The 12,473-nt window shown below is 74.0% G+C and carries 9 protein-coding genes and 1 other RNA gene; 2 read left to right on the top strand and 8 right to left on the bottom strand.

The window, feature by feature from the left end:
- Positions 1-70 precede the first annotated feature (70 nt).
- The 5 genes from ssrA to ftsE form a co-directional block, all read right to left on the bottom strand.
- Positions 71-452: a transfer-messenger RNA gene (gene ssrA, locus ACWGKU_RS37860) on the bottom strand.
- A gap of 86 nt (positions 453-538) precedes the next feature.
- Positions 539-1,015, bottom strand: a complete 477-nt coding sequence (smpB, locus tag ACWGKU_RS37855) for an SsrA-binding protein SmpB (RefSeq protein ID WP_359904247.1) — start codon at positions 1,013-1,015, stop codon at positions 539-541.
- 44 nt (positions 1,016-1,059) lie between these two features.
- Positions 1,060-2,196 (bottom strand): S41 family peptidase, encoded by a 1,137-nt coding sequence (locus ACWGKU_RS37850; RefSeq protein ID WP_452178238.1) that lies wholly within the window; start codon positions 2,194-2,196, stop codon positions 1,060-1,062.
- 112 nt (positions 2,197-2,308) lie between these two features.
- On the bottom strand, positions 2,309-3,220 hold the full coding sequence (gene ftsX / locus ACWGKU_RS37845) for a permease-like cell division protein FtsX (RefSeq protein WP_401044318.1): 912 nt from the start codon (positions 3,218-3,220) through the stop codon (positions 2,309-2,311).
- A 78-nt stretch (positions 3,221-3,298) separates the two neighbouring features.
- A complete protein-coding gene (gene ftsE, locus ACWGKU_RS37840; protein WP_030059730.1) occupies positions 3,299-3,988 on the bottom strand; it encodes a cell division ATP-binding protein FtsE in 690 nt (229 codons plus the stop codon).
- Positions 3,989-4,339: 351 nt separating this feature from the next.
- Between ftsE and ACWGKU_RS37835 the strand changes: the two genes are divergently transcribed.
- Positions 4,340-4,534 (top strand): hypothetical protein, encoded by a 195-nt coding sequence (locus tag ACWGKU_RS37835; RefSeq protein ID WP_359904255.1) that lies wholly within the window; start codon positions 4,340-4,342, stop codon positions 4,532-4,534.
- Between the two features lie 67 nt (positions 4,535-4,601).
- Here ACWGKU_RS37835 and prfB read toward each other — a convergent pair whose 3' ends face one another.
- From prfB to ACWGKU_RS37820, 3 genes are all read right to left on the bottom strand, one after another.
- A complete protein-coding gene (gene prfB / locus ACWGKU_RS37830) occupies positions 4,602-5,714 on the bottom strand; it encodes a peptide chain release factor 2 (RefSeq protein ID WP_359904258.1) in 1,113 nt (370 codons plus the stop codon).
- Positions 5,715-5,807: 93 nt separating this feature from the next.
- A complete protein-coding gene (locus tag ACWGKU_RS37825) occupies positions 5,808-7,061 on the bottom strand; it encodes a serine/threonine-protein kinase (RefSeq protein ID WP_401044321.1) in 1,254 nt (417 codons plus the stop codon).
- Positions 7,062-7,286: 225 nt separating this feature from the next.
- A complete protein-coding gene (locus ACWGKU_RS37820; RefSeq protein ID WP_452178239.1) occupies positions 7,287-9,200 on the bottom strand; it encodes a serine/threonine-protein kinase in 1,914 nt (637 codons plus the stop codon).
- A 379-nt stretch (positions 9,201-9,579) separates the two neighbouring features.
- Here ACWGKU_RS37820 and ACWGKU_RS37815 point away from each other — a divergent pair, with 379 nt between their 5' ends.
- The gene (locus ACWGKU_RS37815; protein ID WP_452178240.1) at positions 9,580-12,417 is read left to right on the top strand and encodes an FtsK/SpoIIIE domain-containing protein; all 2,838 of its coding nucleotides are present in this window, start codon (positions 9,580-9,582) and stop codon (positions 12,415-12,417) included.
- Positions 12,418-12,473 lie beyond the last annotated feature (56 nt).

The following is a 12,473-nucleotide window of genomic DNA, read 5'->3' as shown; positions in this document are numbered from 1 at the left end:
ACCGCAACTAAAAAAAACCGACGGCCCGCCCCCCGCGGAGCGGAGGGCGGCCCTTCGAGTCAACATGGGGTGGTGGAGATGCCGGGAATCGAACCCGGGTCCAGTGGAGTTAATTCAGGGCTTCTCCGAGCGCAGTCCGCTGTGCTTTTCTCGGCCCTGGCGGTCACACGGACAAGCCGCCAACAGGCCCAGCTGCTGTTTGATTTCCCATCCGCCCTCGCAGCCCGGGCGGACGGTTGAGTTCCCTAGATTATGCCAGGGTCCGGGTCGGGAACTCCCCGGTCTGACACCCAAGCGCTATCGGTGCTTATTAGGCAGCGAGAGCGAACTGCTGGGAATCGCGCTTAGAGTTGGCGATTATTTTTTTGCGACACGTGGTTAACGAGATCATTGCCGCGTTCCTCGGCTCGCTTCCCCTGTTTCAACATCCCCTGTCGAAACCGATCATCCCCATGTTTTGTTGAGAAACAGCGCGGACGGTGACCGTCCTTGTTGCTGGCGCCATACTACGCGAGGCGACCAGCGGGGGTCCAGCCGATTAACTCTGGCGTCGCCGGGCCGCCGCCACGGCGCGTGCCGTCTCGCGGGTGTCCTGCTTCTCGCGGAGCGTCTGACGCTTGTCGTAGAGCTTCTTGCCGACCGCGAGGGCCAGTTCGAGCTTCACCCGGCCGTCCTTGAAGTACAGCGAGAGCGGGACCAGGGTGTGGCCCGCGTCGCGGACCTTGGTCTCGATCTTCTGGATCTCCATCCTGTGCAGCAGCAGCTTGCGCTTGCGCCGGGCCGCGTGGTTGGTCCACGTCCCCTGGGTGTACTCGGGGATGAAGACGTTGTCGATCCACGCCTCGTGGTTCTGGATGTACGCGTAGCCGTCGACCAGGTTGGCCCGCCCCTCGCGCAGCGACTTGACCTCGGTGCCGGTGAGCACCAGGCCGCACTCGTAGGTGTCGAGGATCGTGTACTCGTGTCGCGCCTTCTTGTTCTGCGCGATCAGCTTCTGTCCGGTTTCCTTTGCCATAACCCGGTCATTCTCGCACTTCGGGACCGGATGGGGCAGCTGCTTTAGGCATGGGTGCCGAGCCCCGCGAGGACCCGCAGGGCGAGTTCGTCGGCCTCCTCGCCCGAACCGGCCGGGACGTCGGGGGTCAGGCCGGTACCGTCCGGGGAGCGTCCGGCCGGGGTGTAGTAGCGGCCGACGGTCAGCTCCAGCACGGCGCCGTCGGCGAGCCGGCTGGGCTGCTGGACGGTGCCCTTGCCGAAGGTCCGCGAGCCCACCACCACGGCGCGGCTGCGGTCCTGGAGGGCCCCGGCGAGCAGTTCGGCGGCGCTCATCGTGCCGCCGTCCACCAGCAGCACCAGCGGGGTGCGCTGGTCGCCGCCGGGCGGGGCGGTCAACTCCCTGGTCTCGCCGCGCTCCTGGTACGAGCCGACCGTTCCGCCGTCCAGGAAGATCCCGGCGGTGCCGGCCGCCTCGTCGACCAACCCGCCGGAGTTGCCGCGCAGATCGAGCACCACGCCGGTGTGCGGGGCGCGCAGGGCGGTGCGCACCTGGTCGGCCACGCCGCTCGTGAAGGCGCGCACGGTCACCCGCAGCACGCCCTTGCCGAGCTGCTCCGCGGTGACCTGCCGACTGTCCAGAAGCACGCGCCGCAGCCGCAGTTCGCGCTCCTCCGCCCCGCCGCGCCGGACCGCCAGGGTGACCTCGGAGCCGGCCCGGCGCTCCTCGCCCCGGCCGCGCAGCCGCGCGACCACCTCGGTGACCGGCAGGTGGTCGGCCTGGTCCTGACCGATCCGCACGAGCCGGTCGCCGGGGGCGATCCCGGCCGCGGCGGCCGGGCCGCCGGGGGCGACCTGGGAGACCTCGGTGACGCCGTCCTGGCCGCGGCCGACCGAGAGGCCGACGCCCGGGTAGCGGCCGTCCAGGCCCTGGCTGAACTCCGCGTACTCCTGGGCGCTGTAGTACGCGCCCCAGCGGTCGCCGCCGGCCGCCAGCAGGTGCTCGGCCTGCTGCTCCGACAGGGTGGCGCCGGCCGGGTCCGCCGGGAGCCCGCCGGTGGCCCGGGCGGTGTCGGCGGAGGACCGGTGCGGCGGGTCGCCCGGGTCGCCCCAGGCGCCGGTGGCCGCGCCGGCCAGCAGCACGGCGCCGAACACCAGGCTGAGCACGGTCACCTGGCGGGCCCTGCGCGGAGTTTGCAGCATGGCACCGGAGTGTAGACACCGCCGCGCGCGGGACGAACCGCAACGGTGGACCGCGGAACGCCGACGGCCCCGTACGGCGCAGTGCCGTACGGGGCCGTCAGGCCTGCGGGAATCAGACCTTGAGGTACTTGCGCAGGGTGAAGAAGGCCGCGACGCCGGCCATGCCCATACCCACCACGATCAGCAGCGGTATCACCGCGAGCACCGAGCCGAGCCCGATGAAGTGGATGAACTGCACCCGGTCGGCCAGCCAGTTCTGGACGAAGAAGTGCCCGCCGATCAGCAGTCCGGAGGCCATCGCCGCACCCAGCAGCGCCGAGAAGGCCGCCTCGGCGATGAAGGGCATCTGGACGTAGAAGTTCGAGGCACCGACCAGGCGCATGATCCCGGTTTCGCGCCGCCGGCTGTACGCCGACACCCGGACGGTGTTGACGATCAGCAGCAGGGCGACGAACAGCATCAGCACCATGATCACGAAGGCCGCCGTCTGGAGGCCGTTGAGCAGGCCGAACAGGTTCTCCAGGATCTTCCGCTGGTCCTCGACCGACTTGACGCCGGGCTTGCCGGCGAAGGCGCTCTGGATCACGTCGTACTTGGTCGGGTCGTTGAGCTTGACCCGCCAGGACTGCGGCATGGCGTCCGGACCCAGGACGGAGATGAGCGGGTTGTCCGGGTTCATCTCCTTCCAGTGCTTGTACGCCTCGGGCGAGCTCTCGTAGGTGGACGACTGGACCACCGAGCTCATCTTGTCCAGCTGGTCCTTGATGTCCTGGACCTGCTGGTCGGTGGCCGCGCCCTTGTCGCACTGGGGCGAGTTGCGGGCGTCCGCCTTCGTGCAGAAGTAGATGCTCACCTCGACCTTGTCGTACCAGTACCCCTTCATGGAGTTCACCTGGTCGCGGACCAGGAGCGAGGAACCGGCGAGGGCGAGGGAGAGCGCGACGCTGACCACGACCGCGATGGTCATGGTCAGGTTGCGTCGGAGACCCACACCGATCTCCGACAGGACGAACTGGGCACGCATGCGGGAAACAACTCCAGGGTCGGTACTGCTCTGGTCTGGCGGGTCGGGCCGGCGGCCCCACGGGTCAGCGCTGGTCGGTCAGTGCTGGTATCCGTAGACGCCGCGGGCCTGGTCGCGGACGAGCAGCCCCTTGTCGAGTTCGATGACGCGCTTGCGCATCTGGTCGACGATGGCCTGGTCGTGGGTGGCCATCAGCACCGTGGTGCCGGTGCGGTTGATGCGGTCGAGCAGCTTCATGATGCCGACCGAGTTCTGCGGGTCGAGGTTGCCGGTGGGCTCGTCCGCGATGAGCAGCATCGGACGGTTCACGAAGGCGCGGGCGATGGCCACGCGCTGCTGCTCACCACCGGACAGCTCGCCCGGCATCCGGTCCTCCTTGCCGCCGAGGCCGACCAGCTCCAGCACCTCGGGCACCACCTTGTTGATGGCGCTCTTGGGCTTGCCGATCACCTCCAGGGCGAAGGCGACGTTCTGCGCGACCGTCTTGTTCGGCAGCAGGCGGAAGTCCTGGAAGACCGTGCCCAGCTGGCGGCGCATGTGCGGCACCTTCCAGTTGGACAGCTTGCCGAGGTCCTTGCCCAGTACGTGCACCGCGCCCGTGCTGGGACGCTCCTCGCGCAGGCACAGGCGCAGGAAGGTGGACTTTCCCGAGCCGGACGAGCCGACCAGGAAGACGAACTCACCCTTCTCGATCTCCAGCGAGACGTTGTCCAGGGCGGGACGGTTCTGCTTGGGATAGGTCTTGGAGACGTTGTCGAATCTGATCACGGCTGCATCACGGAGGCCATCCTAGGCGGCGCCAGTCCTCGGTCGGTCCGCCCCGGAGGCCCGGTCCATGGGCGGGCGAAAGGAGCGCGGTGGGCTGCTCCCGGTCTGGGACCATACGCGAATCGGCGCCCGGCCCGCAGGGACCGCCCGTGACAACGGCCGGACTCTGCGGGAGAATGTCCGCTTATGCCCCGAATATTGCGAGGCATCTCACAGCCCGGAAGCCGGAACTGCCGGAACCTGGCAGAGTGGAGGTGGGCGACCGTGTCACGGCCGCTCCCCCGTACAGGGCAGTGCAGGGAACCAAAGCCCCGTCCGGTGCGTTGGCTGTAGCAGCGAGGAGGAGATCGCATGACCTGCGACCATCTGGTGTGCGCCAACTGCAACGGCCGCGTCAGCGACGGGCGTTGCCCGGTGTGCCGGGCCAACCGGGCCCGGCTTCAGGAGCAGCAGAGCCCGTTCGCCGCGCTCTCCCCCGCGATGCTGCTGGCCCTGCTGGCCGGACTGCTCGCGGTGGCGCTGATCGCCCGGCAGGCACTGGCCTGACGACCCACGACGCGTACGACGAAGGGCCCCGACCGCTGCGGTCGGGGCCCTTCGTCGATGTCGGCCGTTACTCGGCGCTGGTCTCGCGCTGCTTGCGCCAGCGGATCCCGGCCTCGATGAAGCCGTCGATGTCGCCGTCCAGCACGGCCTGCGGGTTGCCGGCCTCGTACGCGGTGCGGACGTCCTTCACCATCTGGTACGGGTGCAGCACGTAGGAGCGCATCTGGTTGCCCCAGGAGCTGCCGCTGTCCTTGAGCGCGTCCATCGCCGCCTTCTCCTCCTGGCGGCGCCGCTCCAGCAGCTTGGCCTGGAGGACGTTCATCGCGGACGCCTTGTTCTGGATCTGCGAGCGCTCGTTCTGGCAGGAGACCACGATGCCGGTCGGGATGTGCGTGATGCGCACCGCCGAGTCGGTGGTGTTGACGCCCTGGCCGCCGGGGCCGGAGGCGCGGTAGACGTCCACCCGCAGCTCGCCCTCGTCGATGTCGACGTGGTCGGACTGCTCGACGACCGGGAGGACCTCGACGCCGGCGAAGGAGGTCTGCCGGCGGCCCTGGTTGTCGAACGGCGAGATCCGCACCAGGCGGTGGGTGCCCTGCTCGACCGAGAGGGTGCCGTAGGCGTACGGCGCCTTCACGGTGAAGGTCGCGGACTTGATGCCGGCCTCTTCGGCGTACGAGGTGTCGTACACCTCGGTGGGGTACCCGTGCCGCTCGGCCCAGCGCAGGTACATGCGCATGAGCTGCTCGGCGAAGTCGGCGGCGTCCACGCCACCGGCCTCGGCACGGATGTTGATCAGCGCCTCGCGGGCGTCGTACTCGCCGGACAGGAGGGTGCGGACCTCCAGTTCCTCGACGGCCTTCTGGAGGGAGACGAGTTCGGTCTCGGCCTCGGCGCGGGTGTCCGCGTCGTCCTCGGCCTCGGCGAGCTCGAACAGCACGCCCAGATCGTCGATGCGGCTGCGCAGGCCCTCGACCCGGCGCAGTTCGCCCTGGAGGAAGGAGAGCCGGCTGGTCACCTTCTGCGCGTTCGCGACGTCGTCCCACAGGGTGGGGGCGGCTGCCTCCTCCTCCAGGACCGCGATGTCGGCCCGGATCTTGTCCAGGTCGAGGACGGCCTCGATCGACCCCATGGTCGTATCGAGGTTCTTGAGCTCTTCGGAAGGATCGACGGCTGCCACGCCCCCAGGGTAATGGTTCCGGGAGTGGTCATGACGACACCCCCGGCTCCCCGGGGGTCACGGCCGCCGTCACGGCCGCGCCGGCGGCTCCGGCTACGGGGCCCGCGGGCCGGTGCCCGACACCGCCGGACGGGTCGGGTGGCCGCCGTCCGGGACGGTGGCCGCGAACGCCGTCCAGGCCGCGGCGGCGCCCGCCAGCAGCAGGACGGTGGCGATCAGGACGGCCAGCAGCCGGCGGCGGCGCAGCAGGGCCTGGCGGTCCCGGCGGTGGCCCGGGGCGGCGCGCTGGGCGCGGGACTCCAGCGCGTAGGCGGCCAGCTCGTCGGCGGACGGGCGGCGCAGGCTGGTGTGGGTGTCCCGGGTGGAGTCCGGGGCGGCGCCCGGCACCAGCGGGACGGCCGGACCGCGGCGGCGCTTGTGGATGCCGGGGCCTGCGTCGATCTCGGCGTAGACGGCCTCGCCGGGGGTCAGCTGCTCCTCGACCGGGGCGCGGCCCTGGCCGGGCACGGCGAGCACCGGCAGGCCGGCCAGCGAGGGCAGCTGCTCACGCAGCCGGGAGGCCAGCTCGGCGGCGCGCAGCCGGGAGGCCGGGGCCTTGGCCAGGCACTCGGAGATGATCCGCCACAGCCCGTCCGGCAGGCCGGGGATCGGCGGCACCTGCTCGGTGACGTGCCGGCGCAGCACCGCGCCGGTGTGGCCGCCGCCGAAGGGGGTGAAGCCGGCCAGCAGCTCGTACAGCACGGTGGCGAGGGCGTAGATGTCGACGGCGGCGCGCGGCTCCAGGCCCTCGATGATCTCGGGGGCGAGGTAGTCGGGGGTGCCGATGATCCGGGTGGCCCGGGTCCGGCGCGGGGCGTCGACCAGGCGGGCCACGCCGAAGTCGGTGAGCTTGGCGCGCGGGGCGCCGCCCGGGCCGGGGGCTGCGGCGAGGTCGAGCAGGACGTTCTCGGGCTTGACGTCGCGGTGGACGATGCCGGCCGCGTGCGCGGCGGCCAGGCCGTCGGCGACGTCGGCGATGATCGAGGCGGCGGTCTGCGGCGGCAGCGCGCCGTCCCGCTCCAGCCGGGAGCGCAGGTCGGTGCCCTGGACCAGCTCCATCACCAGGGCGAGGTCGCTGCCGTCCACCACCATGTCGCGCACGCCGACCACCCGGGGGTGGTCGAGGCTGGTCAGCGCGGTGCGCTCCTGGACGAAGCGGCCGACCAGCACCTGGTCGGCGGCGAGGTCCTCGCGCAGCAGCTTGACCGCCACCGGGCCGTCGGGCCCCTCACCGAGCCAGACCGTGCCGGCCGAACCCCGGCCGATCACCTGGTGGACGGTGTACCGGCTGCCGATCTTGCGTGCCAATGCTGCTCCGTGGGCGGCGCGGGAGCGCTCCGGGGGTCCGGCGCGCTCGGTGGGGCGGGACAACAGCGACCAACCTACGCGCCCGGAGGCCCTGCGCGGGCCGCCCGAGGGGGCCGGAGCGGGAGTCCCGGCCGAGAAATCTCGCGAATTGTCGACATAGCGTCAAAATTGCCGCCCCGGGCGGGCCGGGGCCCGGATCGGCTCCGGACCCGGCCCGCGGCGGCGCTAGCTGCCGACGAGGCCGTTCACCCAGTCGCGCGCCGAGTCGAACCAGCCCACGACGTTGTCCCAGTACTGCGGCAGCGGCGTGAAGTTCCACAGCGCCAGCCCCGCCACGGCGAGCACCAGCAGCACCATCAGACAGCCCTTGAGGCAGCCGAGCCCCGGAATGTACATCCGGTTGCGGCTGCGCGGACGCGGCTCACGGGCCGGCGCGGGCTCGCGGCGGGCCGGTGCCGGCGGCTCCTCGCGGCGCTGCGGCGGTGCCTCCCGGTACTGCGGCGCGGGCGGCTCGGCCCGGCGCGCCACCGGGGCGGGCGCGGGCGGCGGCGGGTAGCCGCCCTGCGACCGCCCGTACCCGGACGGGGCCTGCCGGTAGCCACCGGGCGGCTGCGGACGGCCGCCCTGGCCTCCCTGGCCCCGCGGGCCCCCCTGACCGGCCTGGCCGCCCCGGCCCGCCTGGTAGGGCGGCGGGGCCACCGGAGGACGCTGGGCGTAGCCGGGCGGGGGCGGGGACTGGCGGTAGCCGCCGGGCTGCTGCGGCCCGGCGGGGCCGCCCGGGGCGCCCTGGCCCGGCCGGTGCCCCTGGCCGGCGTGGCCCCCCTGGCCGGCCTGGTAGGGCGGCGGGGCGACCTGCGGCTCCGAGTGGCCCTCGTAGTCCTCCGGACCGAAGTAGCCGACCTGGGTCTGCTGGTTACGGTCCCGCGCCGCGCGCAGCTGGGTCTGCCACGGGTGCGGCGTCTCCTCCTGCGGCGGTGCGACGGGCGGGGGCGGCGGCACCGCGACGGGCGGCATCACCCGCGTCCGGTCCGTGGCGCCCTGCGGGGGCGCCGGCGGCGGCTGGGTGCCCATCACCCGGGTCGCCGCGGCCGGGTCGAACGACCCGCCCGGGGTCGGCGGCAGCACCTGGGTGCGGTCCTCGGCGCCCGGGGCCACGGCGCCCGGCATCGTCGCCATCGGCGACATCGGCGACATCGGCGACATCGTGGTGGGGACCGCGGTCGGCTGCGGGTCCGGCAGCAGCAGGGCACCGACCGCCAGTGCCTCGTCCACCGCCGGCGGGGAGGCGTGCACCCCGACGCCGGCCGCGACCACCCGCAGCGCGTGGGCCAGCGAGGTGGCGCCGGGCCGCTGGGCCGGGTCCTTGCGCAGGCAGCGCTCGATCACCGTCCAGAGCGGCTCGGGCATGGTGCTGGGCCGCTGCGGCTCGTGGGCCAGGTGGGCCTGGAGCACGGCGAGCGCGCTGTCCCCCTGGAACGGCTGCCGGCCGGTGACCAGCTCGTACAGCATGATCCCGGCGCCGTACACGTCCACCGCGGAGGTCTGCGGGCGGCCCTCGGCGGACTCCGGCGCGACGTAGGCGGGGGTGCCGACGAACTCGTGGGTGCGGGTGACGCCCGGGGAGTCGGCGAGCCGGGCGATGCCGAAGTCGGTCAGCAACGGGTGCATTCGCTCGGCGCCGTCCACCACGGTGGAGGCGAGCAGCACGTTGGCCGGCTTGAGGTCGCGGTGAACGATCCCGTCCACGTGGCTGGCCGCCAGCGCGTCCGCGACCTGGGCCATCAGCAGGGCGCCGGCGATCGGGCTGAACGGGCCGTTGGCGCGCAGGTAGCGGGCCAGGTCGGGGCCCTCCACCAGGTCCATCACCAGGGCCAGCAGCTCGCCCTCGACGACCAGGTCCCGGACCCGGACGATGTTGGGGTGGGTCAGCCGCAGCAGCAGCGAGCGCTCGCGCAGGAAACGCATCACCACGTCGGGGTCGGCGGCCAGCTCCTCGCGCAGCACCTTGATCGCCACCCGCTGCCCGGGCGCGCAGCCCGGCACCTGGGCGTCCTCGCGCACCACGCCGCGCCAGACGGTCCCGGTCGCACCCCGTCCGAGGGTCTCCTCCAGCAGATATTTGCTGCCGACTGGCCGCACCTGTCGCACTCCTCGCCGTGCCGCCCGCGCGGGGCGCTCCTCCGCCGGTGCGGTGAGCCTGCCGGGCCCGTGTCTGCGGCCACTCTAACGGTGCCGGTTCGGGTTTTCGGGGTGGCCGGTAGGCCATCCGTACGGTCTGGGGAAGGGTTGGGGGACATCCCCTAGGGAAGGTCCCGGGCACCCCGCGAGGAGGCGGTCGGCCCTGACTCCCCGTCGCCCCGTCACGGTGCCGATCGCAAGATCGTCAAATCCGGTACGGTGCGCGGACCGTCCTCGACGGATGGCAGGATGGACACTCGCCACTCGTGTGGCCCAACGGTGCCCACGGCACCGGGCAGCGGTACCAGGTTCACATCAGCAGAAGGGACCCGCGGGCGAGATGCAGATCCGGCTGACCGTCCTCCGACCGCGCAGCGGCCCGGCCGCCGCCGGCTCCGCCATCCCCTACGTGGACGTGCTGGTCACCGCGCCCGTCGGCACCGCACTCGGCGCCATCGCGGGTGCGCTCGCCGGCGCCGTGGGCGTGCGCGGGCCGCGGGCCGCCACCCACGTGCACCTGTACGCCGGGGCGCACCGGGTCGACGAGCACACCCTGCTCGGCCACCCCCCGCTGCTCGACGGCGCCGTCCTCAGCCTGAACGAGCCCGACCCGACCGCCGACGACCCCGACGACGCCCCCGCCGCCGCCGAGCTGCGCGTGGTCGGCGGCCCCGACGCCGGCGGCGTGCACCGGCTGCACGGCCGGGAGATCCGGGTCGGCCGCTCCGCCGAGGCCGACGTCCCGCTCGACGACCCGGACGTCTCCCGGCTCCACCTCTCCCTGCACCTCGCCGAGGACGGCCGGGTCTCCGCGCGCGACCTCGGCTCCACCAACGGCACCACGCTGGACGGCCGGCTCGTCCCGCCCGGCCCGCCGGAGGCCGCCGTCCCGCTGGAGCCCGGCGCCGTGCTGCGGATCGGCGAGTCCACCCTCCAGGTGACCGCCCCCGCCCCGGCCGAGGCCGCCGGCACCGCCCGCGCCGCCCTGCCGGACGGCAACGGCCACCTCCAGCTCGCCGCCCCCGGCCCGGCCCGGCCCGCGCCGCCCGTGGTCGAGCCGCCCACCGCCCCCGAACCGGCCCCCGGCCGCGGCCGCGGCCTGTTCTCCCTGCTGCCCGGCCGCACCGCCGAGCCGCCCGGCCAGGAGAGCGCCGAGCGCCACCACGCCGCGGTGCGGCTGCGCCAGACCGCCGCCCAGCGCGAGCGCTGGCCCGACCTCGCCACCCTGCTGCTCAACGCCGTCGGCCCCGGCCCCCGCCTCTGGGAACGCGGCCCCGGCCACCCCGACGCGCTCACCCTGCGCCTGGGCACCGCCGACCGCCCCGGCGGCCCCGGCACCACACCCGGCACCACGCTGCCCGCCGTCCCGGTCACCCTCGACCTCCAGACCGCCGGCAGCCTCGGCCTCAGCGGCCCGCGCGAGCGCCTGGACGCGCTCACCCGCGCCGTCGTCGCCCAGCTCGCCGCGCTGCACCCGCCGACCGGGCTGAGCCTGGTCGTGGTCGACGCCGACCAGGCCCGCACCGCCGAGGAGCGCGCCGACACCTGGGCCTGGGCCCTGTGGCTGCCCCACCTGCGCCCGGTCGACGGCCAGGACTGCCGACTGCTGATCGGCCTCGACGACGAACAGGCCACCGCCCGGCTGACCGAGCTCACCGCCCGGCTCAGCGGCCCCAGCGGCCTCGGCGGCCACCCCGCGACCGTGGTCGTGGTGGACGGCCGACCGGCCACCGAAGCCGCCCGCCAGGCACTCGACCTGCTGCTGCGCCAGGGCCCGGCGGTCGGCATCTTCCCGATCTGCCTCGCCGAGCAGCCCGAACTGCTCCCCCGGGGCCTCGGCGCCACCGCCCTGATCACCGGCGAGGTCGGCACCCAGCTCTCGCTGAACCGCCCGGTCGCCCGCGGCCGGGAAGCCCTCCACGAGGTCTCGCTGGACGCCGTCTCGGACGCCTGGGCCGAACGGCTGGCCCGCGTCCTCGCCCCGCTGCGCGAGGCCGTCCCGGCCGCCCGCGGCCCGCTGCCCGACGTGCTGCGGCTGCTCGACCTGCTCCAGCTCGACACCGTCACCCCGGCCAAGCTGTCCGCCCGCTGGGAGGCGCACGCCGGCGGCATCGGCGCCGCCACCGCCCTGCTCGGCACCACCCGCGACGAGCTCTGCACCCTCGACCTGGCCGACCCCGAACTCACCCTCCCCTCCCCCGACCCGGGCGGCCCGCACCTGCTGATCGGCGGCGCCCGCGGCTCCGGCAAGACCGAGCTGCTGCGCACCCTGGTCGCCTCGCTCGCCGTCTCCGAACGACCCGAGCGGCTGACCGTCACGATCATCGAGGGCCGGGCCACCCCGGACGGCCAGGACGGCCTCGACGGCTGCACCGACCTGCCGCACGTCACCGGCCGGGTGAACGCCGCCGCCGACCCGCGCGCCGCACTGCTCGCCGCCGAGGCACTGGAGGACGAACTCGCCCTGCGGGAGCGGCTGTTCGACGGGCTGGACTTCGCCTCCTGGCACGCCGCACGGATCCTCGACGAGCAGGGCCTGGACGGGCGGGAGGCGCACGCGGAGCACCCCAGGGTCCCGGTGCCCGCCGCCGTCGGCGGCGGCGCGGCCACCACGCCCCGGATCATCCCGCCACGCAGCGCGGAGGGCCCCCGCCCGACCGGGCCCGCCGCCGCGCCCGCCCGGCTGGTCGTCGTCGTCGACGACTACGACGCGCTGCTCTCCCCCACCTCCGCCGCCGGCCGCCCGCTCACCCGCGCGCTGGCCGCCGTCGCCCGCCGCGGCGGACCGCTCGGCGTGCACCTCGCCGTCGCCACCGGCCGCCCGGAGGAGAGCGCGGGCACCGAGGTGGACGAGGCCGCGCTGCTCCGGATCGCCCTGCGCACCGACGACCCGGCCGACTCCGACCTGCTGATCCACCTCGGCGACGCGGCGGCCCTGCCCGAGGACACCCCCGGCCGCGGCTACCTCCGCCTCCCGGACGGCGGCGTCACCGCCTTCCAGACCGCCCGGATCAGCGGCCGCATCCCACGCACCGCCACCCTGCGGCCCACCGTCGTCGCCATAGACCCGCTCCAGCTCGGCGCCCCGCCTGCCCGCCGCCCGGTCCGCGAGCTCGGCAACGGGCCCACCGACCTCGCCCTCCTCGCCAGCGCCCTCCAGCGCGCCGCCGCCCGCTGACGGCCCCGCCTCGTTCTGCGCAGGAAGTGGCCCCGGCCGACTTCCTGCGCAACCGG

The organism is Kitasatospora sp. NPDC054768 (assembly GCF_053612025.1).
This window is presented reverse-complemented; position numbering and strand designations above follow the sequence as displayed.

Bases quoted from the DNA above. Each gene is read 5' to 3' on its own strand.
- ACWGKU_RS37850 (WP_452178238.1), bottom strand. From the start codon at position 2,196: ATGCTGCAAACTCCGCGCAGGGCCCGCCAGGTGACCGTGCTCAGCCTG.
- ACWGKU_RS37835 (WP_359904255.1), top strand. From the start codon at position 4,340: ATGACCTGCGACCATCTGGTGTGCGCCAACTGCAACGGCCGCGTCAGC.
- ftsX (WP_401044318.1), bottom strand. From the start codon at position 3,220: ATGCGTGCCCAGTTCGTCCTGTCGGAGATCGGTGTGGGTCTCCGACGC.
- smpB (WP_359904247.1), bottom strand. From the start codon at position 1,015: ATGGCAAAGGAAACCGGACAGAAGCTGATCGCGCAGAACAAGAAGGCG.
- ACWGKU_RS37815 (WP_452178240.1), top strand. From the start codon at position 9,580: ATGCAGATCCGGCTGACCGTCCTCCGACCGCGCAGCGGCCCGGCCGCC.